This window comes from Zobellella denitrificans (assembly GCF_002237365.1).
GTDB lineage: Bacteria > Pseudomonadota > Gammaproteobacteria > Enterobacterales > Aeromonadaceae > Oceanimonas > Oceanimonas denitrificans.
This window is the reverse complement of the sequence record NZ_NMUO01000053.1, coordinates 1-26,056: the sequence shown is the minus strand read 5'-3', so window position 1 is coordinate 26,056 and position 26,056 is coordinate 1. Positions and strand designations below refer to the sequence as shown.

The window sequence follows — 26,056 nt, the reverse complement described above, 5'->3', positions numbered from 1 at the left end:
GTTTTTCCAGGAAACCCCGCCAGCAGGCCAGCGACAACTGGCTCAAGCGAGTCAGTTGGCTGGTGCTGCTCGGCCTGGCCGCCTCCTCCTGCTGGATGACCGGCTCCAGGGTTCGCTCCATGTAATTGGCGCCGCTGTCCTGCCACCACCAGTACACCAGGGAGGCGACCAGGCCGAGCAGCACCAGCCAACTGACTCGCTTGAGCCAGTTGTCGCTGGCCTGCTGGCGGGTTTTCCTGGAAAAACTCTGCATGGGCGCGGCGGCCTTTATCTGTTCGACCCCGCTCATGCCGTCGAAGGCGGCCAGGGCTTCCTGCTCCCTGACGCCCACCAGCTTGGCATAAGCCTTGACGTAGCCACGCAGGAAGGTCACCGCCACCCCGGCCTTGTACTGATCGCTGTCGATCGATTCGATCACCGCCAACCGCAGATTCAGCCTGCGGGCCACCTCGGCCTGGGTCCATCCCCTGGCCTCCCGGGCATGACGCAACAAGGCGCCGGGACCGGCCGTTACCACTGCTTCAGCCTGGGGCTGCTGTTCTGCTTCGTTAATAGTCATTTGCTAGGAATCGCCTGGCCTGTTCTGAATCCGGAAATAATCGTACCAGCTCGGCGCCGGCCACCTGGGCTTGTGCCACCCGGCCCTGCGCTTGTGCGGTACGCACTGTCAACCATAAACTCTGTGGACTGGGCAAATGCTCGCGCCGGTAGCGCGCCAGGTAATCGAGCGCCCCCGCCTGATCCCCAAACTCCGCCGCCAGCTCGGCCGCCCCCAGCAGGGATCTCGGCCTGGACGGACTGTATTCCAGGGCCCGCCGGAAATAGTCGAGCGCCGCCTGGGACTTATTGTTCTGCCTGGCGCAGAGGGCCGCGTTCTCAAAGGTATCCGCCACCTGCACATAACCGGGCACCGTTACCGCCTTCCTAAACATGACATCCGCTTCGTCGAAACGTTCCCGCCCACACAGAAAAACGCCGTAATTGTTGAGCCCATCGCCATGATTCGGCGACAGTTTCAGCACCTGACGGTAACTTTTCTCGGCCAGCTCGAATTCGGACACGGACTGGTAGAAATAGGCCTGGGCGAGGTGGACATCCGGATTGCGGGGATCCTGGGACAGGGCCCGGTCGATATTGAACTTGGCCTGCTCCCGGTCGCCCCGCCGCAGGTATTCCAGCCCCAGGTTCATCCGGGTCATGGCCGCATCCGACGGGGTGAACACCGGCTCGCGGGAAGCTCTGCCGTCGGCCAGGTAGGTGGTCTCGCTGACACAGCCCCCCAGCATCCCCGTTATCAGTATCGCCGCCGGCAGTTTGAGCTTCTGCATTCCCTGGTTGCACCCATGGTTTTTCTTTAAACCATTGTGACGGATATGCTTTGCTCCTGCATCCGTTTTTTCAGGGTGCGCTTGGTCCGGTCGATGACATCGCCCACCAATTGACCACAGGCGGCGTCGATGTCGTCGCCCCGGGTCTTGCGGATGGTCACGGTATTGCCGTACTGCATCAGTACCTTGTTGAAGCGGTCGATGCGGCTGTTGCTCGGCTTGCCGTAGGGGTTGCCCGGGAAGGGATTGAAGGGGATCAGGTTGATCTTGCAGGGCAGGTCCTTCAACAGCTGGGCCAGCTCGTGGGCGTGCTGCATGTCGTCGTTGACGTGATCGAGCAGCACGTATTCTATGGTCACCTTGCCCTGGTTGGCATTGGACTTGGCGATATAGCGCCTGACGCTGTCCAGCAGGGTGGCGATGTCGTACTTGTCGTTGATCGGCATGATCTCGGAGCGCAAGCGGTCATTGGGCGCATGCAGGGAGACCGCCAGGGCCACGTCTATCATGTCGCCGAGCTTGTCCAGCGCCGGCACCACGCCGGAGGTGGACAGGGTCACCCGCCGCTTGGACAGGCCGAAGCCGTAATCCTCCAGCATCAGCCGCATGGCCGGCACCACATTGGTCAGGTTGAGCAGGGGCTCGCCCATGCCCATCATCACCACGTTGGTGATGGGACGGCGCCCGGTGTCCTTGCTGAACCCCACCCGGCTGGCGGCACGCCACACCTGGCCGATGATTTCGGACACCTTGAGGTTGCGGTTGAAGCCCTGCTGGGCGGTGGAGCAGAACTTGCAGTCCAGGGCGCAGCCCACCTGGGAAGAAACGCACAGGGTGGCCCTGTCCCCATCGGGGATATAGACGGTTTCCACCTCCTGGCCGCCGACCTGCATGGCCCACTTGATGGTGCCGTCGGCGGACTTCTGCTCCCGGCTGATCTCGGGGGCGCGGATCTCGGCCCGCTCGGCCAGCTTGCCGCGCAACGCCTTGTTGATGTTGGTCATCTGCTCGAAGTCGTCGCAACCGAAGTGATAGATCCATTTCATCACCTGATCGGCACGGAACGGCTTCTCGCCCAGTTCATTGAAGAACTCGCGCATGCCGTCACGATCCAGATCCAGCAGGTTTATTTTTGTCTCACTCATCGGTTGCCTCTCGCGTTTTGACCAGAGCCCACAGGGCGCGAAATTGTACAGAGTTTAGCATCCGGTTGCCAGTGCTACCGCCCCGGCGACCGGACCGGCCGGCCATGAAAAAAGGAGCCGAAGCTCCTTTTTTGCCGGGGCGCGCGACGCTTAGCGGGTGCGCGGGCAGATTTCTTCGTCGCTGAAGAAATAGGCGATTTCGCGGGCGGCGGAAGCGGCGGCATCGGAGCCGTGCACGGCGTTTTCGTCGATGCTGTTGGCGTAGTCGGCGCGCAGGGTGCCGGCCAGGGCGTCGGCCGGGTTGGTGGCGCCCATGATCTCGCGGTTGCGACGCACGGCGTCTTCACCTTCCAGTACCTGTACCATCACCGGGCCGGAAGTCATGAAATCGACCAGGGCCTTGAAGAAGGGACGCTCGCTGTGCTCGGCGTAGAAGCCTTCGGCCTGCTCGCGGCTCAGGTGAACCATCTTGGCGGCGACGATCTTCAGGCCGGCCGCTTCGAAGCGCTGGTAAATGGCACCGATCAGGTTCTTGGCGACGGCATCAGGCTTGATGATGGAGAAAGTACGTTCGAGAGCCATGTGTGTTCCTTTAAAGTAAACGGGCTAGGTAAAAACGGGCCGAATTATACGTAAAGCCCGCTCAAGTTAACACTCTTGTTCAGCATTTTTATTGCATAGGGGCAACATAATGTACTGCCTCAGCCCTACGGCTCCAGCAGCAGCCGCGCCAGGGTACGCAGGCCCAGGGCGGTGCCGCCCGCGGACCAGTCCGCATCGGCGCTGTTGCGGTAGGCGGCGGCCAGATCGAAGTGCAGCCAGCCCCTCCCCTCGTTGGGCACGAAGCGGGACAAAAAGCCGGCGGCGTTGGAGGCGCCGCCCGGGCCGCCGCCCTTCACCGGCCGGCTGTTGGCGGTATCCGCGTAGGCCGAGGGGCACTGTTCCCGGTGCCAGGGCGCCAGCGGCAGCTGCCACAGGGGTTCCTGCTCCTGCCCGGCCAGATCCAGGGCCCGCTGCGCCAGCCCCTGATCCAGGGCGAAGAGGGCGTTGTACTCCTGGCCCACCGCCATCACGGCGGCGCCGGTGAGGGTGGCCGCGTCGATGATGAGCGGCGCCCCCGTCTCCCCCGCCGCCAGCAGGCCGTCGGCCAGCACCAGCCGGCCCTCGGCGTCGGTGTTGACGATCTCCACCGTCACCCCGTTCCGGTAGGCAAGGATATCGCCCAGCTTGTAGGCATGGCCGGAGATCAGGTTTTCGGCGCAGCACAGGAACAGCTTGACCCGCTTGTCCAGGCCGCTCAGCATGGCCAGGCCCAGGGCGCCGGTGACCAGGGCCGCCCCGCCCATGTCGCCCTTCATGTGCAGCATGCCTTCGGAGGCCTTGATGGAATAGCCGCCGGAGTCGAAGGTGATGCCCTTGCCCACCAGGCAGGCGGCCACCGGCGCCTTGCGATCCCCGGTGGGGTTGAAGTCAAGCTCCAGCAGCGCCGGCTCACGGTCGCTGCCCCGGCCGACCTCGTAGATGCCGACGAAGCCCGCCTCGCGCAGCGCCTCGCCCTTGAGGATGCGGTGGCTGATCCGGCTGGGCGCCAACTCGGTGAGGAAGCTGGCCGCCTCCACCGCCAGGGCCACCGGGCTCAGTTGCTCGGGGGTGGCGTTGGTCTGGGCCCGCACCCAGCGGGCGCAGCGCAGGCGGGCGTCGAGCAGCCGGTGCTGCTCTCCATCCTCGCCCGCCCAGTGCAGCTCGCCTTCGTCCTTGCTGCTCATCCAGCCCAGGGCGAAGGCCCATTGCTGTTCGCTGCTCCAGTCGCCGGCCAGTTGCGCCCGCCGCACGCCCTGGGCGTGCAGCCGGCGGCCGGCCCGCTGGATGCGGCGCAGCGGCAAGGGGCCCAGATGCACAGTTGCACTCTGCTCGCCGTAGCTCAACAGGGCACCTTCGCCCCAGGCCTCGGCGGCGGGGGCCGCGCTCAGGCTGACCTTCAGCATAGTCCCTCCTCCCCGCAGACCCGGGCGAGCACGGCGGCGATGGTGCGCACGCCGTGCCCCTTGCCGCCGGTGGCCCAGAGATCGTTGGCCGCCTTCTGGTAAGAACCCGACAAGTCCATATGCACCCAGTTGCGCCCCTGCTCAGGCACGAAGCGGGACAGGAAGGCGGCGGCGGTGGAGGCGCCGGCCATGCCCTCGCCGCCGTGCACATTGGCCATGTCGGCGAAGGCGGAGCCGAGCTGGCCCAGATGGAAGGGCTCCAGGGGCAGTTGCCAGGCCTTCTCGTATTCGTCCCGGGCGGCCCGCACCGTGGCCTGAGCCAGCTCGTCGTTCATGCTGAACACGGCGTTGTAGTCCCGGCCCAGGGCCATCTTGGCCGCCCCGGTGAGGGTGGCCGCGTCCAGGATGAAGGGCGCGCCGGTCTCGCTCGCCGCCAGCAGGCCGTCGGCCAGCACCAAACGGCCCTCGGCGTCGGTGTTGAGGATCTCGACGGTGACGCCGTTCTTGTAGGTAAGGATGTCGCCCAGCTTGTAGGCGTGGCCGGACACCAGGTTCTCGGCGCAGCACAGGAACAGCTTGACCCGCTTGCCCAGGCCGCGCTGGATGGCCAGGGCCAGGGCGCCGGTCACGGTGGCGGCGCCGCCCATGTCGGACTTCATCACCGCCATGCCGTCGGAAGGCTTGATGCTGTAGCCGCCGGAGTCGAAGGTGATGCCCTTGCCCACCAGGCAGGCCGCCACCGGAGCACCGGCATCACCGGTGGGGTTGAAGTCGAGCTCGAGCAGGGTGGGCGGCCGCTCGCTGCCCCGGCCCACCTCGTAGATGCCCACATAGCCGAGATCCTTGAGTTGCTCGCCGCTGTAGATGCGGTAGCTCACCGCCTCGGGCGCCAGGGCCTGGAGGAACTTGCCGGCTTCGGTGGCCAGCGCGGCCGGGTAAATGTCTTCCGGGGTGCCGTTGATCATCTCCCGCACCCAGCGGCAGGCCCGCTCCCGGGCCTCCAGCTCGGCCCGCTCCTCGGGCGAGGTGGTGCCAAAGTCGAGTTGCTGTCCACCCTTAGCGTTGTAGAAGCCCTGGGCGAAGGCCCAGCGGCTTTCCAGGGACCAGTCCTCGCCGGCCAGCGCCACCTGTTTGATGCCCATGGCATCGAGCTTGCGCCCCGCCTGCTGGGCCTTCTGCACCAGCGCGGCGGCGTCGGTAACGTGGACCCGGGCCTCGTCGTCCCGGAAACTCAACAGCGCCTTGTCGCCCCAGTGGGCGGCGGCGGCTTCATGACTCAGTATGACCTTCATGGTTGCGGGCATAACACTTCCTTAATTCTGTTGACAGAAAACGGAAAAAGCCACAGTCGGACTGTGGCTTGAAAAAGCTGGAAGCTGGAAGCTTACGTTTATTCGTATTCATCCATCCAGGCCATGATCACGGCCTCGAGGATGCGTTCGTTGGAATGGGCAGGATCGTCATCGAAGTCTTCCAGCTCGCAGATCCACTGGTACAGATCGGTAAAACGCACCGTCTTGGGATCCGTGTCCGGATAGGCTTCCAGCAGCGCCAGGGCGATTTCCCGGCTGTCTATCCACTTCAGACTCATACCCCCTCCCCGGTCAGTGACCTTCGGATACCATGTTCACCGTATATTTGGGGATCTCCACCACCAGATCCTCGTCGGCGACCCTGGCCTGGCAGCCGAGCCGGGATTCCGGCTCCAGCCCCCAGGCCTTGTCCAGCATATCATCCTCCAGCTCGCTGCTTTCTTCCAGCGAGTCGAAGCCCTCGCGCACTATCACATGACAGGTGGTGCAGGCGCAGGATTTTTCACAGGCGTGCTCGATGGCGATGCCGTTGCGCAGGGCCACGTCCAGCACGGTTTCACCTTGCTTGGCCTCCACCGCGGCCCCTTCGGGGCACAACTCGGTATGAGGCAGAAAAACAATCTTTGGCATTATTACACCTTATCAACACGTTGTCCGGCAAGTGCCTTGCGAATGGATGCATCCATCCGGCGAGACGCAAATTCGGCGGTTTCTTTATCGGTTTTCTCTATCGCCTGCTTGATCGCCTCGGGGTCGTCGCCCCCGGCACTGCGCTGCAGGGATTCGATGGCGGCCACTATCCCGGCCCGCTCCTGCTCGTCGAGCAGCTCGTCGCCGTCGGCCTGCAGGGCGCTGAGGATGTTCTCTATCACCCGGGCGGCCTCCACCTTCTGCTCCGCCAGCATGCGGGCGGCGATGTCCTCCCTGGCATGCTCGAAGGAGGCCTTCAGCATGCTGGCGATATCGTCTTCCTTCAGGCCGTAGGAGGGCTTGACCTCTATGCTGGCGTGCACCCCGGAGGATTTCTCCATGGCGCTGACCGACAGCAGGCCGTCCGCGTCCACCTGGAAGGTGACCCGGATATGGGCGGCGCCGGCCGCCATGGGGGGGATGCCGGTGAGGGTAAAGCGGGCCAGGGAGCGACAATCCGCCACCAGCTCCCGCTCGCCCTGCACCACGTGGATGGCCATGGCGGTCTGGCCATCCTTGAAGGTGGTGAATTCCTGGGCCCGGGCCACGGGAATGGTGGTGTTGCGCGGTATGATTTTTTCCACCAGGCCGCCCATGGTCTCGAGCCCCAATGACAGGGGGATGACGTCGAGCAGCAGCATCTCGCTGTCGGGCTTGTTGCCGATCAGCACGTCGGCCTGGATGGCGGCCCCGATGGCCACCACCTTGTCCGGATCCAGGCTGGTCAGGGGCTCGCGGCCGAAGAAGTCGCCTACCCGGCTGCGTACCAGCGGTACCCGGGTGGAACCGCCCACCATCACCACCTGCAGCACCTCTGCCGCCGTCACGCCGGCGTCCTTCAGGGCCCGGCGGCAGGCCAGCAGGGTCTTGTTGACCCAGGGCTGGATCAGGGCGTCGAACTCGGCCCGGGTCAGTTCCCCCCGCCAGCCTTCCCACTCGACCGTCACGCTGTCGCTGTCGGTCAGCGCCTGCTTGGCGGCACAGGCCGCGTCCAGCAGGTTGCGCTGCTGGGTCGGGGTCAGTTCGCCGACAGCGGCCCGGCCCTGGATCCAGTCGGCCAGGGCATGGTCGAAGTCGTCGCCGCCCAGGGCGGAGTCGCCACCGGTGGCCAGTACCTCGAACACGCCCCGGTGCAGCCGCAGTATGGAGATGTCGAAGGTGCCGCCGCCGAGATCGTAAACCGCGATCACCCCCTCCTGGCCCGAGTCCAGGCCGTAGGCGATGGCGGCGGCGGTGGGCTCGTTGAGCAGCCGCAGCACTTCGAGGCCGGCCAGCCGGGCCGCGTCCTTGGTGCCCTGGCGCTGGGCGTCGTCGAAGTAGGCGGGCACGGTGATCACCGCGCCCTGGATGGGGTTGCCCAGGCTGGCTTCGGCGCGGGTGGCCAGGGCCTTGAGGATCTCGGCCGAGACCTGCACCGGATTGACCGGGCCCTGCACGGTGTCGAGTTCGACCAGACCGTCATGATCACGGAAAGCGTAGGGCAGCTTGGCCCGGGGCACGTCCGCCAGGGCCTTGCCCATCAGCCGCTTGACCGAGACGATGGTGTTTTGGGGATCGAGTTCGGCGTCTCGCTTGGCCTCGTGCCCGACCCGGAGGCCGTCTTCCAGGTAGTGCACCACCGAGGGCAGCAGTTCACGCCCCTGATCGTCGGGCAGCGTTTCGGCCAGGCCGCTGCGCACCACCGCCACCAGGGAATTGGTGGTGCCCAGATCGATACCGACCGCCCATTTGTGTTCGTGCGGGGCCGCGCTCTGGCCCGGTTCGGATATTTGTAATAATGCCATGGAGTTCAGAGTTCCTGCTGCGCGTCTTCCAGCCGCTCGAGTTCGGCGTGCAGCTTGGTCATGAATTTGAGTTTGCGTACCGCGTCGGCGGCGGCGTCCCACTGGCCGGTGTCCAGCTGCCGTTCAAGTTCCCCGAACAGCTCGGCCGATACCTGGGCCAGCTCCCGGTCGAAGGCCAGGATGGCGCCGAAGACGTCATCTGCCCCGGGAATGGCCTCGAGCTGCTCGCGCCACTCCATCTGCTGCATCAGGAACAGGGGATCCTTCAGGGTCTGCTGTTCGGCACGGATATCGGTGCCGTGGAGGGAGAGCAGGTACTCGGCGCGGGCCAGGGGCTGCTTCAGGGTGGTGAAGGCGTCGTTGATCTGGGCCGCGCGCTGCACCGCCTGCAGGCGCTCCCGCTCGGGGCGGGAGGCAAACTTGTCGGGATGGAACTGCATCTGCAGCTGGCGGTAGGTATCGGACAGCGTCTGGGTATCGAGTGCGAATTGCTCCGGCAGGCCAAACAGCTCGAAATAGTTCATGCCGGCATCCTTAAACGTTGAAGCTTTCGCCGCAGCCACATTCCCCGTTGACGTTGGGGTTGTTGAACTTGAAGCCTTCGTTGAGGCCTTCCTTCACGAAGTCGAGCTCGGTGCCGTCCAGGTACACCAGGCTCTTGCTGTCGACGATCACCTTTACCTCGCCGTGTTCGAAGACCTGATCGCCTTCGGCCAGCTCATCCACGAATTCCAGCACATAGGCCAGGCCGGAGCAGCCGGACGTCTTCACGCCCAGGCGCAGGCCGATGCCCTTGCCCCTGTTGTCCAGGAAATTCCGCACCCGTTGGGCCGCCGCGTCGGTAATGGTAATCGCCATGCTTGCTCCGCCTTACGCCAGGTTCTTCTTTTTCTTGTAATCGTCGATCGCCGCCTTGATGGCGTCTTCCGCCAGGATGGAGCAGTGGATCTTCACCGGCGGCAGGGCCAGTTCTTCGGCGATGTCGGTATTCTTGATGCTCGCCGCCTCGTCCAGGCTCTTGCCCTTGACCCACTCGGTGATCAGCGAGCTGGAGGCGATGGCGGAGCCACAGCCGTAGGTCTTGAACTTGGCGTCTTCGATGATGCCGTCGTCATTGATCTTGAGCTGCAGCTTCATCACGTCGCCGCAGGCCGGGGCACCGACCATGCCGGTGGCCACGTTGGGATCGTTCTTGTCGAAACCGCCCACGTTGCGGGGGTTCTCGTAGTGGTCAATTACTTTTTCGCTGTAAGCCATGATGTAAAACTCCTCACCAATCCTTTAATCCGTTAGACACCCTTAATGGTGTACCCACTCAACTTTTTCCAGATCCACGCCGTCCTTGAACATCTCCCACAGGGGGGACATCTCGCGCAGGCGGCCGATGGCCTCGTTGACCAGGCGGACGGCGTAATCGATCTCTTCCTCGGTGGTAAAACGGCCGATGCTGAAGCGGATGGAGCTGTGCGCCAGCTCGTCGTTCAGCCCCAGGGCACGCAGTACGTAGGACGGCTCCAGGCTGGCGGAGGTACAGGCCGAGCCGGAAGACACCGCCAGATCCTTGAGCGCCATCATCAGGGACTCGCCTTCCACATAGGCGAAGCTGATGTTGAGGATGCCGGGCACCCGCTGCTCCAGGTCGCCGTTGACATAGACTTCCTCGATATCCTTCACGCCCTGGTAGAGGCGGTCGCGCAGGGCGCGGATGCGCTCACCCTCGGCGGCCATTTCTTCCCTGGCGATGCGGAAGGCCTCGCCCATGCCCACTATCTGGTGGGTGGCCAGGGTGCCGGAGCGCATGCCGCGCTCGTGGCCGCCGCCGTGCATCTGGGCTTCGAGCCGCACCCGCGGCTTGCGGCAGACGTAGAGGGCACCGATGCCCTTGGGGCCGTAAATCTTGTGGGCGGACAGGGACAGCAGGTCGATGTTCATGTCCTGCACGTCGATGGCTATCTTGCCGGCGCTCTGGGCGGCATCCACATGGAACATGATCTTGCGGCTGCGGCACAGCTCGCCGATGGCCTTGACGTCCTGGATCACGCCGGTTTCGTTGTTCACGTGCATGATGCTCACCAGTATGGTGTCGTCACGCATGGCGTTTTCGATCTGCTCCAGGGTGAACAGGCCGTTGGACTGGGGCTCGAGGTAGGTGACCTCGAAACCTTCCCGCTCCAGCTGGCGGCAAGGGTCCAGGACCGCCTTGTGCTCGGTCTTGGAGGTGATGATGTGCTTGCCCTTCTTGCCGTAGAAGTTGGCGATACCCTTGATGGCCAGGTTGTCGGACTCGGTGGCGCCGGAGGTGAACACGATCTCGCGCGGGTCGGCGTTGATCAGCTCCGCCACCTGGTTGCGGGCCACGTCCACCGCCTCTTCCGCCTGCCAGCCGAAGCGGTGCGAGCGGGAAGCCGGGTTACCGAAAATACCGTCGAGGGTAAGGCATTGCATCATTTTTTCGGCAACGCGAGGGTCCACCGGGCAGGTCGCCGCATAGTCGAGATAAATGGGCAGTTTCATCATATTCTCCGTTCCAACGCTGCCCTGTTCGGCAGTCTTGTCATCGACATATTAAAGTTGAACCTTCAGGCTCACTTCGTGCTGCTCGGGCTCGGCCAGAGTCAACAGGCTCAGATTGCTGTCTTGCTGCTCGGAAATCCGCCGGACGTCCTTCTGGCTGACCAGTTCCGCCAGGCTGATACCGTCGAGAAAATTACTGATCCGATCACTGAGGGCGCACCAGAGGGAGTGGGTCAGGCACTGGCTGCCGCTGTGGCAGTCGCCCTTGCCCTGGCACTTGGTGGCATCCACCGACTCGTCGACGGCGGCGATCACCGCCCCCACCGAGATGGCCGAGGCCTGCATGCCCAGCAGATAGCCGCCACCGGGTCCGCGCACGCTGCTGACCAGGCCCTGCTTGCGCAGCCGGGCGAACAGCTGTTCGAGGTAAGACAGGGAAATGCCCTGACGCTCGGAGATGTCGGCCAGGGATACCGGACCGGTATCGGCATGCAATGCCACATCCAGCATGGCGGTCACCGCGTAACGCCCTTTTGATGTCAGTCTCATGTAATTGAACCGTTTCCAGACATGGCGTCAGGGTGTCATACCCGAGTGTTTCAGTCAAGTATTTGTCCTACCAAAACAGTCAGCTATTGGATTCCCGCTGCTTTTGCCGGCGCTGCACCGAGGTCAGGATGCCGCGCAGTATGTTCAGCTCATGGGACTCGGGCCTGGCCCGGTTGAACAGCCGGCGCAGCTTGGTCATCACCTGTCCGGGGTGCGGCTTGATGATAAAGCCGGTGTCCAGCAGGGTCTGCTCCAGATGCGCGTAAAACCGTTCCAAATCCGCCGACAGCGGGTATTCCTGCTCCGCCACCGGATGGGAGTCCCGGGCCAGCCAGGCCATGCGCACTTCGTAGCTCAGCGTCTGCACCGCCATCGCCAGGTTGAGCGAACTGTATTCCGGATTGGCGGGGATGGCCACATGGTAGTGACACTGCTGCAACTCCTCGTTGCTCAGCCCGGTGCGCTCCCGGCCGAACACCAGCGCCACCCGGTGCCGGGGCGCCTCGGCCATGGCCTTTTCGCCGGCCTCGCGGGCATCGAGCATGGGCCAGGACCAGGTCCGGGAGCGGGCGCTGGTGCCGATCACCAGGCCGCAATCGGCCACCGCCTCGGCCAGGGTCGGCACTATGCGGGCATTGGCCAGGATGTCGCTGGCGCCGGCGGCCAGGGCCACCGCCTGGCCGTCGGGCGGGCTGACCGGATCGACCAGGCACAGATCCCCCAACCCCATGGTCTTCATGGCGCGGGCGGCCGAGCCGATGTTGCCGGTGTGGGAGGTGTTCACCAGCACGATGCGTATTTGCTCAAGCATATCCACTTGGTCCAACAGTGCTTAAGGCGCCGGATTCTAGCACAGTCGCGGTGCGGGATCAGGTGTTATCCTGCAGCCCGGCACCGGCTTTGGGAGCGGGCGCACGTCCGGCCTGGGCCAGCACCGTCGCCAGCAGCCGCAACAGGCGCTGCAGCCAGGGGGGCTGGCGGCCCGGCTCCAGCCGGTCGAGCAGGTTCTTGCACTCCAGCCCCAGCTCGGTGTCGCCGGTGATCAACAACCGGCGCTGGAAGAACAGGGTGTCCGGATCCCGCTCGCCGGCGCTGAGGCGGATAAGATCGTTCAGGGCACAGCGGATCACCACGTCGGCCTCGCTGTCCCGCAGCAGGGTAAGGCGCCCCCCGGCATAGCCCAGGTTCAGCCGGTAGTCCAGATCCGGCACCCACAGCTGCAGGCAACGGTGCGCCAGGAAATCCAGTTCGCCGTCCTTGATGGGCTCGGCCAGCCCGCGGTTGAGCAGGGCTTCCAGCAGCGGCGTCTGCAGCCGGTGGGGCAGGTAACGCAAGGGGGGACGCAGCAGGGCCGGCCCCCGCTCGCTCAGGGTCCGGCATAACAGGGGCAACATAACGGGCTCCTCTCGGTTGATTGACAATAAATAACTGTTCCTAATAGTGCTACATCGACCGGGCCCCGCACGCAGACTCGCCGTGAGGACATGACACTCACTGTTTCAGCCTGCTGCGAACATTCACTGGATATTCGGCCAGGCTGAAACCGCTCGTCACGGCGAGCAAGCTCGCCCCCTGGGGGCTCCGCCGCGCCATCCCTGGCGCGGAGGGTCTGCTTAGCGGAACCCAGTCGCTTCCGGTAGTGATCTACCATTCGGAACAGTTAGTTATCTTCTGACCCTTTCTCGGCGTCGGCCACAGGGCCTTGTCCAGGGGCAAAGGCATATCAAAGCAGGCTACGGACAAGGTCGTCCTGCGCCAAATCAAATCACGGCTGTTTTGTTTCAAATCAAATGCCGGTTATGCATCCCTGCTTAGACTGACCGCCTTGTAAACCGGAGTGAACGCTATGGAACTACTCTGTCCCGCCGGCAGCCTGCCGGCGCTGAAGGCGGCCGTCGACCAGGGCGCCGACGCCGTCTATATCGGCTTCAAAGACCAGACCAACGCCCGCCATTTCGCCGGCCTCAACTTCACCGAGCGCGGCCTGCGCGAGGGCGTGGACTACCTGCGCCGGCACGGCCGCAAGCTGCATGTGGCCATCAACACCTTCGCCCACCAGGGTAATGAAGCGCTCTGGCAGGGCGCCGTGGATCAGGCCGTGGCCCTGGGCGCCGACGCCCTGATCATCGCCGATACCGCCATCCTGGCCTATGCCGCCCGCACCTATCCCCAGGCGGAGCTGCACCTGTCGGTGCAGGCCAGCGCCACCAACGCCGCCGCCATCCGCTTTTTCCGGGACAACTTCAAGGTCCGGCGAGTGGTGCTGCCGCGGGTGCTCTCCATCCAGCAGGTACGCCAGATAGCCAAAGACACCGACGCCGAACTGGAGGTGTTCGCCTTCGGCAGCCTGTGCATCATGGCCGAGGGGCGCTGCTACCTCTCCTCCTACCTCACCGGAGAGAGCCCCAATACGGTGGGCGCCTGCTCCCCGGCCCGCTTTGTACGCTGGGAGGAGCAAGGCGAACAACTGGAATCGCGCCTGAACGGCGTGCTGATCGACCGCTTCGCCGAAGGCGAACAGGCCGGCTACCCCACCCTGTGCAAGGGCCGTTTCGAGGTGGATGGCAAGCGCTTCCATACCCTGGAAGAGCCCACCAGCCTCAATACCCTGAGTCTGATCCCCGATCTGGCCCGGCTGGGGGTGAAGTCGGTCAAGATAGAGGGCCGCCAGCGCAGCCCCGCCTACGTGGCCGAAGTCACCCGGGTCTGGCGCCAGGCCCTGGATGCCTACCTCGCCACGCCCGAAGGCTATGCGGTACGGCCGGCCTGGACGCAGCGGCTCGACGGGGTCTCCGAAGGCAGCCAGACCACCCTGGGCGCCTATCATCGCAAATGGCAATAGGAGCAGACATGCAACTTCATCTCGGACCCCTGCTGTTCTTCTGGCCCAGGGCACAGGTCGAGGATTTCTACCAGGCCGCCCTGGCCACCCCCTGCCGACGCCTCTACCTGGGCGAAACCGTCTGTCCCAAGCGCCGGGAGCTGAAAACCGCCGACTGGCTTGACCTGGCCCGGGAGCTCTCCGCCGCCGGCAAGGAGGTGGTGCTGTCCACCCTGGCGCTGATCCAGGCGCCGGCGGAGCTGCTCACCATCAAAAAGCTGTGCGAACAGGGCGAGCTGCAGATAGAAGCCAACGATCTCGGGGCGGTGCAGCTGGCCCATGAGCACCGCCTGCCCTTCGTCGGCGGGCCGGCGCTCAATGTTTACAACCTGGAGACACTGCGGCTGCTGCTGGACAAGGGCATGACCACCTGGGTACCGCCGGTGGAGCTGTCCCGCGCCTGGCTGTGGGACATCCACCGGGCGGCGGAGGCAGCAGGCCTGCGTGCCCGCTTCCAGCTCGAGGTGTTCGGCTACGGCTACCTGCCCCTGGCCTATTCGGCGCGCTGTTTCACGGCCCGGGCGGAAAACCGGCCCAAGGACGAGTGCGAGCTGGTATGCATCAACTATCCCAGTGGCCGCCAGGCCAACACCCAGGAAGGCCAGCCGGTGTTCAACCTCAACGGTATCCAGACCCAGTCGGGCTACTGCTACAACCTGATCAACGAGGTACCGGGCATGAACGGCTGGGTGGACGCGGTGCGCATCAGCGCCCACAGCCGCGACTGCCTGGAGTGGATAGGACGCTTTGCCGAGCAGGCCGGGCAGCCCCGCCCCTACCGGCTGGCTTCCCGCTTCTGCAACGGCTACTGGAACCAGTTGCCGGGCATGGAGTGGCTGCCGTCGCCGGCAGGGATGGAGGTGGAATAAGGAAAGGGGGCGCAGGCCCCCTCTGCTATCGCCGCAGCCGGGCCTGTTCGCCGATAAGATCCAGCTCCAGCAGGGAATAGCGGTGTTCGACGAAGTCGTAGATGTTGGTGGCCAGGGCCAGCTTGAAATACACCGCCGCCTGGTCCGGCTGGCCGTTGCGCTGGGCCTGTTTGGCGAGATAGAAATAGGCCTCGCACAGCCGCTCGGCCAGCTCCTGGTTGTCCGCGCTTTCTTCCGATATGCGGTTGAGCAGTTGCTCGTCGCTCACTTCGCCGAGGTAGACACCGACGATATCCCAGGCCCACTCCTCGGTGGCATATTGCTGGCGGTGCGCGGCCAATTGCTCGAGCGCCGCCCGGGGATCAATCTGCTCCAGCGCCAGATACCACCACAGCAGGCGGTAGGGGTCGCCCGGGTCCTCATCCAGGAAGATTTTCAGATCCCGCGCCGCCAGCCCGGGCCGGCCGCCGTAATAGAGGGCGATGCCCCGGTTGAGGTTGGCATAGGCATAGTCGGGGGCCAGCTCCAGCGCCGAGTCGAACGCCTCGTAGGCCTCGTCGAACTCCTGGTTCTGGGTCAGGTAGACGCCGTTGAGGTTGTAGGCGTCGGCGAAGTCGGGCCGCTCGCGCAGGGCGCGATTGAAGTCCAGCCTGGCCATGGCCCGCAGCCCGACCCGGTCGAACACCACGCCGCGCTGAAAGAACAGCTCGGCCCGCTGCTCCGGCGTCAGGCCGGGCGCGTTCAGCATCTGCCCCAGGCGGGCGATACCCAGTTCACTCTCGTAGGAAACCTGCATCGGCACCGGCAGCACCAGGGTGGGTGTGACTGCCTTGGGCGCACTGCAACCGGTCAGTAGCACTCCGAGAAGGGCTAAAGGACCGAGCAAAAATCTGTCTTTCAAGTCGGCTCCGAACTTGTCTTATTATGGCCACATGTTATGCAGCTCCACGACGTTTGTCATGTTGCAAATGCATTTCACAAATAAAAAGGGGCGCGACCGGCCCCTTTGCAATCCCCATTACGGCAGCGGTTCCTGGTCCGCCCCTTCCTTCTCCACCTGCGGCGGCAGCATGTGCTCCCGCTGTACCCCGAGCAGCATGGCCCAGGCGCTGGCGATATAGATGGACGAGTAGGTGCCGAAGCCGATGCCCAGCAGCAAGGCGGTGGCAAAACCGTGGATCAGCGCCCCGCCCTTGAGGAACAGCGCCACCACCACCACCAGGGTGGTGGCCGAGGTGATCAGGGTCCGGCTCAGGGTATCGGTAATGGCCTCGTCGAACACCTCGGCGGTGGTGGTGTCCCGCACCCGGCGGAAGTTTTCCCGCACCCGGTCGAACACCACTATGGTGTCGTTGAGGGAGTAACCCACCACCGTCAGCAGGGCCGCCACTATGGTCAGATCCACCTCGATCTGCAGCCAGGAGAACACACCCAGGGTGATCACCACGTCGTGGGCCAGGGACAATACGGCGCCGGAGGCCAGACGCCACTCGAAGCGCATGCCCACGTACACCAGGATACAGAGCAGCGCCACCAGTATCGCCAGGCCGCCCTGCTCGGCCAGCTCGGCGCCGATGGCCGGGCCGACGAACTCCAGCCGCTTCATCGCGGCGGACGGGGATACCTGCTGCATGGCCGCCAGCACCGACTCGCCCTGCTGCTGCACGTTGACGTTTTCCTGCGGCGCCAGGCGGATCAGCAGATCCCGGCTGGTGCCGAAATGCTGCACCGTGGCGCCGGGCAGACCGGCCCCGTCGAGGCGGTCACGCACCCGGTCCAGGTCCACCGCCTGCTCGAAGGCCACTTCCACCACGGTGCCGCCGGTAAAGTCCAGGCCCCAGTTCAGGCCACGGGTGGCCAGACTGAAGAAGGACAGGGCGATCAGCACCAGGGACAGCACCGTCGCCGCCCTGGAATAGCGCATAAAGCGGATGGGCGCTCTGGTCTTGAGGATCTCAAACATGGGTCACTTTCCTCATATCGGCAGTTTGCTGAGACGCTTGCCGCCCCAGATCAGGTTGACCAGCGCCCGGGTGCCGACGATGGCGGTGAACATGGAGGCGAGGATGCCGATCATCAGGGTCACGGCAAAGCCCTTGACCGGGCCCGTGCCCACCGCGAACAGGATGACGGCGGTGATCAGGGTGGTGATGTTGGCGTCGGCAATGGTGCTGAGCGCCTTCTCGTAGCCCAGGTGTATCGCCTGCTGCACGCTGCGGCCACCGCGCAACTCCTCGCGGATCCGCTCGAAGATCAGCACGTTGGCGTCCACCGACATGCCGATGGTCAACACTATGCCGGCGATGCCCGGCAGCGTCATGGTCGCCCCCGGCACCATCGACATCACGCCGATGATGATCACCACGTTGGCCAGCAGGGCGGCGTTGGCCACCAGGCCGAACTTGCGGTAGTAGATGGTCATGAACAGCACCACCGCCAGCATGCCGTAGACCATGGCCATCAGGCCGTTTTCCACGTTCTGCTGGCCCAGGCTCGGGCCTATGGTGCGCTCTTCCACTATCTGGATGGGGGCGATCAGGGCGCCGGCCCGCAGCAGCAGCGCCAGGTTCTGGGCCTCGGCCATGGAGCCGATGCCGGTGATGCGGAAGCTGCGTCCCAGCCGCGACTGGATGGTGGCCACGTTGATGACTTCCTGATCCTTGCGGAACTTGCGGGAGCCGTCTTCGTTCAGTTCGTCGGTGGGCTTGTACTCGGTGAACACGGTCGCCATGGGCCGGCCCACGTTGTCCTTGGTAAAATCGGCCATGCGGCTGCCACCAGGGGCATCCAGGCTGATGTTCACCTGCGGGCGGCTGAACTCGTCCATGCCGGAGCTGGCGTCGACGATATGCTCACCGGTGAGGATGATGCGCTTTTGCAGCACCACGGGGCGGCCTTCCCGGTCCCGCAGCAGATCGCTGTTGGGGGGTACCCGGCCGGCGGCCGCGGCGGTCAGATCGGCGCTTTCATCCACCAGGCGGAACTCCAGGGTCGCGGTGGCGCCGAGGATCTCCTTGGCGCGGGCGGTATCCTGGATGCCGGGCAGCTGCACCACGATGCGTTCGGCGCCCTGGCGCTGCACCAGCGGCTCGGCCACGCCCAGCTCGTTGACCCGGTTGCGGATGATGGTGATGTTCTGCTGCAGGGCATATTCCTTCACTTCCTTCAGCCGCTGCTCGCCCATTACCGCGAACAGGCCGAAGCTGTCGCCACTGTCCCGCTCCGAGAACACCAGGTCGGGGTAGCGCCCGCGCAGATAGGTCAGGGCCTGGTTGCGGACGTCTGCCTCACGGAACACCACCAGGGCGCCCTGATCCTGGGCGACCACGCCGGAATAGCGCAGGCGCTGCTCGCGCAGATCGGTGCGGAAGTCCTGCACCATCTGTTCCCGCACCCGGCTGAGGGCTTCCTCCATGTCCACTTCCATCAGGAAGTGCACGCCGCCGCGCAGATCCAGGCCCAGCTTGAGCGGACCGGCGCCGATGGCCTGCAACCAGGAGGGGGTGGCGGGGGCCAGGTTGAGGGCGGTGATGTAGTTTTCGCCCAGGGCCTCGGCCACCAGGTCCTTGCCCCTGAGCTGATCGTCGGTATTGCGGAAACGGATGAGTAACTGGTTGTCGGCCAGGGCGGCGCTGAGCACCTCGATGCCGGCCTGATCAAGGGTCTGTTGGGCCTGAGTCAGGACCTCAGGGGTCACCTGGGTACCACGGGTGCCGGACACCTGCAGGGCAGGGTCTTCACCGAACAGATTGGGTGCTGCATAAAGAAAACTGATGGTGATCACGCAGATCACCATCAAGTATTTCCACAGCGGATATCGATTTAACACGCTGTGCTCCTCGATAGGAAATTAAAGGGACTGGATAGAGCCCTTGGGCAGGACGGCGGTGATAAAGTCCTTTTTGATGGTCACTTGAGTCTGTTCGCTCAGGTTCAGCACCACATAGTCGTTCTCGGCGGAGATCTTGGCAATCTTGCCCACCAGGCCGCCGTTGGTCAGCACCTCGTCGCCCTTGCTCAGGGAAGACATCAGGTTCTTGTGCTCTTTCACCCGCTTGGACTGGGGACGGAAGATCATGAAGTAGAAGATCAGGCCGAACACGACCAGCATGATGATCATTTCCATACCGCCGCCGGCGGAGCCGCCCTGGGCATAAGCTTTGGAGATAATATCCATTCGTTTTGGTTCCTCGTTGATGGTTAAAAGCTGTTATCCGGCATAGTGCATCGGCGAAAACAGGCACAGCACGCCGACACGCCATGAACATTCACTTCTTGGCTCGCACCTGCATCTGACCGCCAGGGATGGCGGAAATGCCGAAAATGCAGGAGCAATTTTCGGCGCTGGCAGGTGACGGTCGGCTTAGCTGCTGCCTGTTCTCACCGCTCTTATCCTTCGCCGTGTTCAACTGCGCTCTGGCCCAATGGCGGCACGGGTCTGCCCTGCCGGCCATAGAACTCAGCTACAAAGTCGTCTAATTTACCCTGCTCTATGGCTCCACGTAAACCTTCCATCACCCGCTGGTAGTAGCGCAGGTTGTGAATGGTGTTTAAACGCGCACCCAGGATCTCGTTGCACTTGTCCAGGTGGTGCAGATAGGAGCGCGAGTAGTGCTTGCAGGTGTAGCAATCGCAATCCGCGTCCAGCGGGCCGGTGTCGGTCTTGTGCTTGGCGTTGCGGATCTTCACCACCCCTTCGGTGGTGAACAGGTGGCCGTTGCGGGCGTTGCGGGTCGGCATCACGCAGTCGAACATGTCGATGCCCCGGCGCACCCCTTCCACCAGATCCTCCGGCTTGCCCACGCCCATCAGGTAGCGGGGCTTGTCTTCCGGGATCCTGGGACAGGTGTGCTCCAGCACCTTGTGCATCTCGTGCTTGGGCTCGCCCACCGCCAGGCCACCCACCGCGTAGCCGTCGAAGCCGATCTCCAGCAGCCCTTCCAGGGACTGGTCGCGCAGATCCTCATAGACGCTGCCCTGGATGATGCCGAACAGGGCGTTCTTGTTGCCGAGCTTGTCGAAGTGATCCCGCGACCGTTTGGCCCAGCGCAGGGACATCTCCATCGATTTTTTGGCTTCCTCCCAGGTGGCCGGATAGGGGGTGCATTCGTCCATGATCATCACGATGTCGGAGCCCAGATCGTACTGGATCTCCATCGAGGTTTCCGGCGCCAGGAAGATCTTGTCGCCGTTGACCGGGTTGCGGAAGTAGACGCCTTCCTCGGTGATCTTGCGGATGTCGCCCAGGCTGAACACCTGGAAGCCGCCGGAGTCGGTGAGAATGGGGCCCTGCCAGTTCATGAAGTCGTGCAGATCCCCGTGCAGCTTCATCACCTCCTGGCCCGGACGGATCCACAGGTGGAAGGTGTTGCCGAGCAGGATCTGGGCGCCGGTGGCGGTGACTTCTTCCGGGGTCATGCCCTTGACGGTGCCATAGGTGCCCACCGGCATAAAGGCCGGGGTTTCCACCACGCCCCGGTCGAAGACAAGCCGGCCGCGGCGGGCGCGGCCATCGGTGGTTTGCAGTTCAAATTTCATCGGTTACCTCTACTGGCCGGAGAAACAGTCCGACCTTATTTTTAAAACTGGTGAGGGGTAAATCGTGAGGAGTGAGGTGAAAAAACACTATCTTGCACGTCTCACATTTTGCCCCTCATACCTCACACCTCACGCCTCACCTTTTTATCCCTGGCTTTGCCGGGTAATAAACATGGCGTCGCCGTAGCTGAAAAAGCGATAGCGCTCCGCCACCGCCGCCCGGTAGGCGGCCATGATGTGGTCGTGGCCGGCGAAGGCGCTGACCAGCATGATCAGGGTCGACTCGGGCAGGTGGAAGTTGGTGACCATGGCATCCACCAGCTGGAAGCGATAACCCGGGTAAATAAAGATGTCGGTATCGCCGTAGAAGGGGGCGAGCGGCTCGCCCTTGCCCAGGCTGGCCCGGGCGGCGCTTTCCAGGGAGCGCACCGAGGTGGTGCCCACGGCGATCACCCGGCCGCCCCGGGCGCGGGTGGCCTCGATTTGCGCCACCACCTCGGCCGGCACTTCGATGTATTCGGCGTGCATCTTGTGCTCGAGCACATTGTCCACCCGCACCGGCTGGAAGGTGCCGGCGCCCACGTGCAGGGTGATAAAGGCCAGCTCGACGCCCTTGGCCTTGAGCTCGGCCAGCAGCGGCTCGTCGAAATGCAGGCCGGCGGTGGGTGCCGCCACGGCGCCCGGCTTTTCGTTATAGACGGTCTGGTAGCGCTCCTTGTCGGCCTCGGTGTCGGGCCGGTCGATATAGGGCGGCAGCGGCATATGGCCCACCGCCTCCAGGATCTCGAGCACGGTGCGCGGGTCGTTGAATTCGATCTCGAACAGGGCGTCGTGGCGGGCCAGCATGGTGGCCCGGACGTCCGGCTCCAGGATCAGTTCGGCCCCCGGCTTGGGCGACTTGGAAGCGCGCACATGGGCCAGCACCCGCTTGTCGTCCAGCACCCGCTCCACCAGCACTTCCACCTTGCCGCCGCTGGCCTTGTGGCCGAACAGCCGCGCCGGTATCACCCGGGTGTTGTTGAACACCAGCAGATCACCGGGGTTGACCAGGTTCAGGATGTCGCCGAAGCGGCCGTGCACCAGGGCGCCGCTGTTGCCGTCCAGCTGCAACAGGCGGCTGGCGGTGCGCTCCGGCATGGGGTGGCGGGCGATCAACTCGTCGGGGAGTTCGAAATGGAAATCACGGACCTGCATAGACAACCTCTCGTTATAACGGGCGCTAGTCTAGTGAGGCTGCATCACGGGATCAAGGCAATTCGGCCCGGGGCCTGCGCCATGGAATATGCCACGCGGGGAACAAGAGCACGGCAGAAACTTCCGCCCGGTCGTGACCGGGGTCATGTTCTCCGCCTCCCCGCTTGGGCTATCTTGATATAAAAAGAGGAGAAGCATCATGCCAGCCGTCGTTTCCGAAATCATGTCACGCAACGTTATCGGCCTGCCCCCGTCCGCCACCCTGGCCGAGGCCCGCACCCTGATGCAGCGCCAGCACATCCGCCACCTGCCGGTGCTGGAGCAGGATCGACTGGTGGGCCTGGTCAGCCAGCGGGATATCCTGGCGGCCCAGGAGTCCAGCCTGGAAAAAGGCACCAATGGCCATTTCCTGGAGCACCACCAGCTGGCGGAGATCATGGTAACCGGGGTCACCACCGTCAGCCCCAAAGCGGGCATCCGCGAGGCGGCCCTTTACCTGCAGAAACACAAGTACGGCTGCCTGCCGGTGGTGGACAAGGGCAAGCTGGTGGGCATCGTCACCGACAGCGATTTCGTCGCCGTGGCCATCCACCTGCTGGAGGTGCTGGACAACCAGTTGGCCGACGAAGGGAGCGACGAAGCCGACCTGGACGATCTGGATCTGGCGCCGGACGCCCAGGATTATCTGGACGGCTCGCGGGATCTATGAACTACCTGGCCCACCTGCACCTGGCCCATATCAGCCAGACCAGCCTGGCCGGCGCCCTGCTGGGGGAGTTCGCCCGGGGTGCCATAGACCCGGCCCTGCCCCCGGAACTGCAACTCGGCATCCTGCTGCACCGGCGCATCGACAGCTTCACCGACGCCCATCCGCGGCACCTGGGGGCGGTGCGCGCCCTGCCCAGCCCCTTTCGCCGCTACGGCGGCATCATCATGGACATGATGTTCGATCACTTCCTGGCCCGGCACTGGTCCCGCTACCATCCCTGGGCGCTGGCCGACTTTATCGGCTACAGCCACCGCCGGCTGCAACCCGGGGCACACTGGCCGCCGGACATGGTCATGCTGGTGGAGCGGCTCAAGCAGCACCGGCTGCTGGCCCAGTACCGGAGCCTGGAGGGCATCACCCGGGCCATTATCCGCATCGACGGCCGTTTTCGCCGTCCCACCCCCCTGCCCGACTGCGCGCCCCTGCTGCGGGCCCATTACGGCGAGATGGAGCAGGCCTTTCTCGCCTTCTACCCCGAGTTGCAGGACTTTGTACTGAGCCAGACCCGACGGGATTAACATCTGTTTGAGACGTAGGCCGTCGGCCAAAGCACACAGCTCCTCCGGCACGCCGTAAACCCATCCCTGGGGGCTCCGCCGCGCCCTCCCTGGCGCGGAGGGCCGGCGGAGCTGCGCCCTTTGTCCTCCCTGTCGCCCTGCAGTCGCCTGCAGGCACCATAATCAGACGGCGTCGGGGCTTGAAGGAGGCAACAGGGATGGCCTCCGCCGACCGTCACATGCCAGGGGCGCGAAGCGCCTTGCACCGGAGGTATCGCCGCGACCGAGTTGCCAGTGACAAGTCGCAGCGCGGCGATACCGACGGTTTCCGCGACATCCGGCATGTGCCGAGCGCCACAGGGATGTGCTTGAAGCGGGTCGGCGGAGGTGGCCCTGTTGCCTCTTCCTCTTCTTCTTCGTAACAAACAGCCAAATAGTACCACCGCTAAGCCCTGGGATTGGCCGGATAGAACAGCTCGGGCTGCACCGGCTGGTGGGAAAAGAAGCGGGTATTCTTGTGGGGCAGCTTCATAAAGCCCCCCACCCCCTGGTCGCTGATCAGCGGTATCTTGTCCACGATAAAGGCGAGCAGCGCCCGAAACTCCTCCTCGGCGCCCCGGTCCAGCAGCCGGTAGTAGCTGTGCAGCTTGAGGTAGAGCGGCGTCACCTCGAAGATGATACAGCCGGTATGGTGGATGCGGTTCAGGCGGGCGATGGCGTCCACGATGGCGTAGGGCAGCACCAGCTGTTCGTCCGGATCCCGGCCGTCCTCGAAATAGGAATGCTGGCGGCTGGCGTCATCGGTGCTGGGAATGTCCGCCAGCCGGTAGGGGATACGGGTGCCGGGCGGCGGCAGGAAGGGGCTGTGCTCGTCGGAGCGGCTCAGGTGGAGGGTGTTGCGGGCGTTGAACAGGCAGGCCTTGAACACCCCTATCCTGTCGATGGCCCGGGCCAGCATCACCACGTTGTTGACCGCCACCGCGAAGGCCTCCTTCAGCGCCTGGTCGTAGAGGTTGAGGCTGGAGTCGATATAGACGCCCTCCTCCTCCCAGTGGATGGCGAGCCCCCCCACCACCGGGTAGCGGCCGATCCGGCTCACCGCCGCCACGAACGCCTTCTCGGTCTCGCCCATGCCCGCCAGGTAGTTCTTGTAGTAGCGCTCCAGTTGGGCGTCGTCCACGTAGTGGATGCCCTCCTCCTCGCTGTGCTCGCGCAGGAAGGACTTGCGCGAGGAGTACACCACGGTATCCATCTCGTGCTGCTCCGGGCTGACCCACACCGGCAGTTGCGGGCTGTCGTCGAACAGCACCAGGGTCGGCAGCACCAGCCGCTTCAGGCGCGGCATGGCGGCCAGGAAATAGTCTCCGGCCCGCCGGCGCAGCCCGGCGTCCTCGGACAGCAGGCCGTCCAGCATCAGCGCGAATTCCCGGGGCAACCCCAGGCTGGTCGCCGGCAGGGCCCGGCAGCCGAAGCGGCAGGACTGGCCCGAGGCCAGGGCGTAGAGGGTGCCGGCCACCCCCTGCTCGTCGAAACGGGGGCTGGACAGCCCGCCCTCCCGCTGTTCGGGGCCGATGAAATAGACGTCCCCCAGGCGGGCGTTGGAATGCTGCAGATCCGCCGACATCAGCGCCATCACGTTGCTGGCCACGAACTGGCCGTCGCTGTCGGTCTGGGCGAACACCGAGGAGCCCCAGTCCACCAGGCTGATCCGCCCCGACTCCGGGTCGAACACGATGTTGGAGGGCTTGATGTCGCCGTGCACCAGGGGCGCGGGCTGGCCGTCCTTGTGGTGGTGGCGCAGGGCCTGCAGTATGTCGGCCAGTTGGGCGGCGATGTCCACCAGCAGCCGGGGCGGCAGCCGCCCCGTCTTCAGGCTGAACCGCTCCAGATCCTCCCCCCGGGCCCGCCCCATCATCAGGATGCCCTGCTTTCTCACCACCTGGTAGGTGATGTAGCGGGGCACCAGGGGGTGGCGCACCTGGGACAGCATATAGGCCTCGTCGGCCAGCCGCTCGCGGATGTGCGGCGGCAGGTTGATGCGGGAAAACTTGAAGGCCACCTCCTCGCCGTCGGCGCCGACCCCGACGAAGGTAAAGCCGTAGGCGCCCTTGCCCGCCAGGCTGATCCGGCGATAACCGAGCTTCTCCAGCTCGCCCATGCACAGGGCTATCCAGTCCTTCAGTTTCCTGGCGTCGTTGGCGTTGAGCAGATAGATGGACTGCTCTTCCGGAATATAGAAGTTGCGCAGCTGGTGCCGGTACATGGCTCAGGTCAGTTGCGCCAGCATCAGCTCCGGCTGCTCCAGATACTGCCGCCAGCGGTTGTTGAAACGGGCCAGGGTGGCGCCGTCGATCACCCGGTGGTCCGCCGACCAGCACACCGTCATCAGCTGTTGTGCCTCCACCTCGCCCGCCGCGTTGAAGCGGGGCAGGCGCTGCAGGCGGCCGAGGGCGGCGATGGCCAGTTGCGGCGGGTTCACCACCGGGGTGGACACGGTGCCGCCCAGCACCCCGATGTTGGACAGGGTGATGGTGCCCCCCTGCAGCTCGGCGGGGGACAGCCCGCCCTGGCGCGCCGCCTCGCTCAGCCGCTCCAGCTCGGCGGCGATGGCGAGCAGGGATTTCTGCTCGCAATGCCTGATGGTGGGCACCAGCAGGCCGGCCTCGGTGTCCACCGCCACCCCGATATGGTGGTGATCCTGGTAGCGGAGGCTGGCGCCGTCCTCGCCCAGGCGGGCGTTGAGCAGGGGATACTGCTTCAGGCACAGGGACAGTGCCTTGATAAAGAAGGGCAGCAGGGTCAGCCGCGCGCCCTCGGCGGCGAAGGCGGGCTTGAGCTTGTCCTTGAGCGCCAGCAACTGGTCCAGGCGGAACTCGTCGCAAAAGGTGAAACGGGGGATGCCGAGGGAGGCAGTCATCTGCCGGGCCATGGCGGCGCGCACACCTCTGAGCGGCTCCTCCCGGCCGGCCGGCGCCGCCGGCTGGGCCGGGGGGGGCCGCT

Annotated in this window: 28 protein-coding genes; 4 read left to right on the top strand and 24 right to left on the bottom strand. The window is 64.6% G+C overall.

The window, feature by feature from the left end; translation table 11 throughout:
* The 16 genes from CGX12_RS12170 to ubiT all read right to left on the bottom strand — a co-directional run.
* Positions 1-559, bottom strand: a 559-nt coding sequence (locus tag CGX12_RS12170; protein WP_176442053.1) for a helix-turn-helix domain-containing protein, incomplete at its 3' end; no start/stop codon positions are given.
* Positions 549-1,328, bottom strand: a complete 780-nt coding sequence (gene pilW, locus CGX12_RS12165; protein ID WP_094040150.1) for a type IV pilus biogenesis/stability protein PilW — start codon at positions 1,326-1,328, stop codon at positions 549-551. The genes CGX12_RS12170 and pilW, both read right to left, overlap by 11 nt.
* A 26-nt stretch (positions 1,329-1,354) precedes the next feature.
* Positions 1,355-2,473 carry a dual-specificity RNA methyltransferase RlmN gene (gene rlmN / locus CGX12_RS12160; protein WP_094040149.1) on the bottom strand — a complete coding sequence of 373 codons (1,119 nt, stop codon included), beginning with the start codon at positions 2,471-2,473 and terminating at the stop codon, positions 1,355-1,357.
* A gap of 150 nt (positions 2,474-2,623) precedes the next feature.
* Positions 2,624-3,055, bottom strand: a complete 432-nt coding sequence (ndk, locus tag CGX12_RS12155; RefSeq protein ID WP_094040148.1) for a nucleoside-diphosphate kinase — start codon at positions 3,053-3,055, stop codon at positions 2,624-2,626.
* A gap of 125 nt (positions 3,056-3,180) precedes the next feature.
* Positions 3,181-4,455, bottom strand: a complete 1,275-nt coding sequence (gene pepB / locus CGX12_RS12150) for an aminopeptidase PepB (protein WP_438273037.1) — start codon at positions 4,453-4,455, stop codon at positions 3,181-3,183.
* Positions 4,452-5,762: an aminopeptidase PepB gene (gene pepB / locus CGX12_RS12145; protein ID WP_094040146.1), complete on the bottom strand. Its 1,311-nt coding sequence runs from the start codon at positions 5,760-5,762 to the stop codon at positions 4,452-4,454. Before pepB (CGX12_RS12145) ends, pepB (CGX12_RS12150) begins: the two co-directional genes overlap by 4 nt.
* 86 nt (positions 5,763-5,848) lie before the next feature.
* Complete coding sequence (iscX, locus tag CGX12_RS12140; RefSeq protein WP_094040145.1) at positions 5,849-6,049, bottom strand: Fe-S cluster assembly protein IscX; 201 nt, start codon at positions 6,047-6,049, stop codon at positions 5,849-5,851.
* Positions 6,050-6,062: 13 nt separating this feature from the next.
* Entirely contained in the window at positions 6,063-6,401 is a 339-nt protein-coding gene (gene fdx / locus CGX12_RS12135; protein WP_094040144.1) for an ISC system 2Fe-2S type ferredoxin, read from the bottom strand.
* A 2-nt stretch (positions 6,402-6,403) separates the two neighbouring features.
* Positions 6,404-8,245, bottom strand: a complete 1,842-nt coding sequence (gene hscA, locus CGX12_RS12130) for a Fe-S protein assembly chaperone HscA (RefSeq protein ID WP_094040143.1) — start codon at positions 8,243-8,245, stop codon at positions 6,404-6,406.
* A gap of 5 nt (positions 8,246-8,250) precedes the next feature.
* Positions 8,251-8,769 carry a co-chaperone HscB gene (gene hscB, locus CGX12_RS12125; protein WP_094040142.1) on the bottom strand — a complete coding sequence of 173 codons (519 nt, stop codon included), beginning with the start codon at positions 8,767-8,769 and terminating at the stop codon, positions 8,251-8,253.
* A gap of 10 nt (positions 8,770-8,779) precedes the next feature.
* Positions 8,780-9,103, bottom strand: coding sequence for an iron-sulfur cluster assembly protein IscA (gene iscA / locus CGX12_RS12120; RefSeq protein WP_094040141.1), 324 nt, complete (start codon positions 9,101-9,103; stop codon positions 8,780-8,782).
* A 12-nt stretch (positions 9,104-9,115) separates the two neighbouring features.
* A complete protein-coding gene (gene iscU / locus CGX12_RS12115; RefSeq protein WP_094040140.1) occupies positions 9,116-9,502 on the bottom strand; it encodes a Fe-S cluster assembly scaffold IscU in 387 nt (128 codons plus the stop codon).
* A gap of 42 nt (positions 9,503-9,544) precedes the next feature.
* Positions 9,545-10,759 carry an IscS subfamily cysteine desulfurase gene (locus tag CGX12_RS12110; RefSeq protein WP_094040139.1) on the bottom strand — a complete coding sequence of 405 codons (1,215 nt, stop codon included), beginning with the start codon at positions 10,757-10,759 and terminating at the stop codon, positions 9,545-9,547.
* Positions 10,760-10,810: 51 nt separating this feature from the next.
* Positions 10,811-11,308, bottom strand: coding sequence for a Fe-S cluster assembly transcriptional regulator IscR (gene iscR, locus CGX12_RS12105; RefSeq protein WP_094040138.1), 498 nt, complete (start codon positions 11,306-11,308; stop codon positions 10,811-10,813).
* A 79-nt stretch (positions 11,309-11,387) separates the two neighbouring features.
* Positions 11,388-12,119, bottom strand: coding sequence for a tRNA (cytosine(32)/uridine(32)-2'-O)-methyltransferase TrmJ (gene trmJ, locus CGX12_RS12100; RefSeq protein ID WP_094040152.1), 732 nt, complete (start codon positions 12,117-12,119; stop codon positions 11,388-11,390).
* A gap of 58 nt (positions 12,120-12,177) precedes the next feature.
* The gene (gene ubiT, locus CGX12_RS12095) at positions 12,178-12,702 is read right to left on the bottom strand and encodes a ubiquinone anaerobic biosynthesis accessory factor UbiT (RefSeq protein ID WP_094040137.1); all 525 of its coding nucleotides are present in this window, start codon (positions 12,700-12,702) and stop codon (positions 12,178-12,180) included.
* A 452-nt stretch (positions 12,703-13,154) separates the two neighbouring features.
* On the opposite strand from ubiT, the gene ubiU reads away from it, so the two are divergent.
* Together ubiU and CGX12_RS12085 are read left to right on the top strand one after the other, a co-directional pair.
* Positions 13,155-14,150 (top strand): ubiquinone anaerobic biosynthesis protein UbiU, encoded by a 996-nt coding sequence (gene ubiU, locus CGX12_RS12090; protein ID WP_094040136.1) that lies wholly within the window; start codon positions 13,155-13,157, stop codon positions 14,148-14,150.
* Between the two features lie 8 nt (positions 14,151-14,158).
* Entirely contained in the window at positions 14,159-15,058 is a 900-nt protein-coding gene (locus tag CGX12_RS12085; protein WP_094040135.1) for a U32 family peptidase, read from the top strand.
* A gap of 25 nt (positions 15,059-15,083) precedes the next feature.
* On the opposite strand, the gene nlpI is transcribed toward CGX12_RS12085, so the two are convergent.
* The 6 genes from nlpI to queA form a co-directional block, all read right to left on the bottom strand.
* Positions 15,084-15,917, bottom strand: coding sequence for a lipoprotein NlpI (gene nlpI / locus CGX12_RS12080; protein WP_232513313.1), 834 nt, complete (start codon positions 15,915-15,917; stop codon positions 15,084-15,086).
* A 159-nt stretch (positions 15,918-16,076) separates the two neighbouring features.
* A complete protein-coding gene (gene secF / locus CGX12_RS12075) occupies positions 16,077-17,021 on the bottom strand; it encodes a protein translocase subunit SecF (protein WP_094040133.1) in 945 nt (314 codons plus the stop codon).
* Between the two features lie 12 nt (positions 17,022-17,033).
* Complete coding sequence (gene secD / locus CGX12_RS12070; RefSeq protein WP_094040132.1) at positions 17,034-18,887, bottom strand: protein translocase subunit SecD; 1,854 nt, start codon at positions 18,885-18,887, stop codon at positions 17,034-17,036.
* Between the two features lie 21 nt (positions 18,888-18,908).
* A complete protein-coding gene (gene yajC / locus CGX12_RS12065; RefSeq protein WP_094040131.1) occupies positions 18,909-19,235 on the bottom strand; it encodes a preprotein translocase subunit YajC in 327 nt (108 codons plus the stop codon).
* Positions 19,236-19,447: 212 nt separating this feature from the next.
* Complete coding sequence (tgt, locus tag CGX12_RS12060; protein WP_094040130.1) at positions 19,448-20,596, bottom strand: tRNA guanosine(34) transglycosylase Tgt; 1,149 nt, start codon at positions 20,594-20,596, stop codon at positions 19,448-19,450.
* Positions 20,597-20,740: 144 nt separating this feature from the next.
* Positions 20,741-21,790, bottom strand: a complete 1,050-nt coding sequence (gene queA, locus CGX12_RS12055) for a tRNA preQ1(34) S-adenosylmethionine ribosyltransferase-isomerase QueA (protein WP_094040129.1) — start codon at positions 21,788-21,790, stop codon at positions 20,741-20,743.
* Between the two features lie 199 nt (positions 21,791-21,989).
* On the opposite strand from queA, the gene CGX12_RS12050 reads away from it, so the two are divergent.
* Complete coding sequence (locus CGX12_RS12050; RefSeq protein WP_094040128.1) at positions 21,990-22,499, top strand: CBS domain-containing protein; 510 nt, start codon at positions 21,990-21,992, stop codon at positions 22,497-22,499.
* Positions 22,496-23,077, top strand: coding sequence for an acyl carrier protein phosphodiesterase (locus tag CGX12_RS12045; protein WP_094040127.1), 582 nt, complete (start codon positions 22,496-22,498; stop codon positions 23,075-23,077). Before CGX12_RS12050 ends, CGX12_RS12045 begins: the two co-directional genes overlap by 4 nt.
* A gap of 424 nt (positions 23,078-23,501) precedes the next feature.
* Here CGX12_RS12045 and CGX12_RS12040 read toward each other — a convergent pair whose 3' ends face one another.
* Together CGX12_RS12040 and CGX12_RS12035 are read right to left on the bottom strand one after the other, a co-directional pair.
* Positions 23,502-25,319 (bottom strand): protein kinase domain-containing protein, encoded by a 1,818-nt coding sequence (locus CGX12_RS12040; protein WP_094040126.1) that lies wholly within the window; start codon positions 25,317-25,319, stop codon positions 23,502-23,504.
* A 3-nt stretch (positions 25,320-25,322) separates the two neighbouring features.
* Positions 25,323-26,056 (bottom strand): 2-oxo acid dehydrogenase subunit E2 (locus CGX12_RS12035; protein WP_176442052.1); only part of this gene is annotated, 734 nt, incomplete at its 5' end.

Coding starts and splice junctions, on each gene's coding strand:
- hscB (WP_094040142.1), bottom strand. CDS start 8,769: ATGAACTATTTCGAGCTGTTTGGCCTGCCGGAGCAATTCGCACTCGAT.
- fdx (WP_094040144.1), bottom strand. CDS start 6,401: ATGCCAAAGATTGTTTTTCTGCCTCATACCGAGTTGTGCCCCGAAGGG.
- CGX12_RS12050 (WP_094040128.1), top strand. CDS start 21,990: ATGCCAGCCGTCGTTTCCGAAATCATGTCACGCAACGTTATCGGCCTG.
- trmJ (WP_094040152.1), bottom strand. CDS start 12,119: ATGCTTGAGCAAATACGCATCGTGCTGGTGAACACCTCCCACACCGGC.
- ubiU (WP_094040136.1), top strand. CDS start 13,155: ATGGAACTACTCTGTCCCGCCGGCAGCCTGCCGGCGCTGAAGGCGGCC.
- iscX (WP_094040145.1), bottom strand. CDS start 6,049: ATGAGTCTGAAGTGGATAGACAGCCGGGAAATCGCCCTGGCGCTGCTG.
- rlmN (WP_094040149.1), bottom strand. CDS start 2,473: ATGAGTGAGACAAAAATAAACCTGCTGGATCTGGATCGTGACGGCATG.
- iscA (WP_094040141.1), bottom strand. CDS start 9,103: ATGGCGATTACCATTACCGACGCGGCGGCCCAACGGGTGCGGAATTTC.
- CGX12_RS12045 (WP_094040127.1), top strand. CDS start 22,496: ATGAACTACCTGGCCCACCTGCACCTGGCCCATATCAGCCAGACCAGC.
- CGX12_RS12040 (WP_094040126.1), bottom strand. CDS start 25,319: ATGTACCGGCACCAGCTGCGCAACTTCTATATTCCGGAAGAGCAGTCC.
- pilW (WP_094040150.1), bottom strand. CDS start 1,328: ATGCAGAAGCTCAAACTGCCGGCGGCGATACTGATAACGGGGATGCTG.
- pepB (WP_094040146.1), bottom strand. CDS start 5,762: ATGCCCGCAACCATGAAGGTCATACTGAGTCATGAAGCCGCCGCCGCC.
- CGX12_RS12110 (WP_094040139.1), bottom strand. CDS start 10,759: ATGAAACTGCCCATTTATCTCGACTATGCGGCGACCTGCCCGGTGGAC.
- queA (WP_094040129.1), bottom strand. CDS start 21,790: ATGCAGGTCCGTGATTTCCATTTCGAACTCCCCGACGAGTTGATCGCC.
- iscR (WP_094040138.1), bottom strand. CDS start 11,308: ATGAGACTGACATCAAAAGGGCGTTACGCGGTGACCGCCATGCTGGAT.
- tgt (WP_094040130.1), bottom strand. CDS start 20,596: ATGAAATTTGAACTGCAAACCACCGATGGCCGCGCCCGCCGCGGCCGG.
- hscA (WP_094040143.1), bottom strand. CDS start 8,245: ATGGCATTATTACAAATATCCGAACCGGGCCAGAGCGCGGCCCCGCAC.
- secF (WP_094040133.1), bottom strand. CDS start 17,021: ATGTTTGAGATCCTCAAGACCAGAGCGCCCATCCGCTTTATGCGCTAT.
- ndk (WP_094040148.1), bottom strand. CDS start 3,055: ATGGCTCTCGAACGTACTTTCTCCATCATCAAGCCTGATGCCGTCGCC.
- yajC (WP_094040131.1), bottom strand. CDS start 19,235: ATGGATATTATCTCCAAAGCTTATGCCCAGGGCGGCTCCGCCGGCGGC.
- iscU (WP_094040140.1), bottom strand. CDS start 9,502: ATGGCTTACAGCGAAAAAGTAATTGACCACTACGAGAACCCCCGCAAC.
- CGX12_RS12085 (WP_094040135.1), top strand. CDS start 14,159: ATGCAACTTCATCTCGGACCCCTGCTGTTCTTCTGGCCCAGGGCACAG.
- ubiT (WP_094040137.1), bottom strand. CDS start 12,702: ATGTTGCCCCTGTTATGCCGGACCCTGAGCGAGCGGGGGCCGGCCCTG.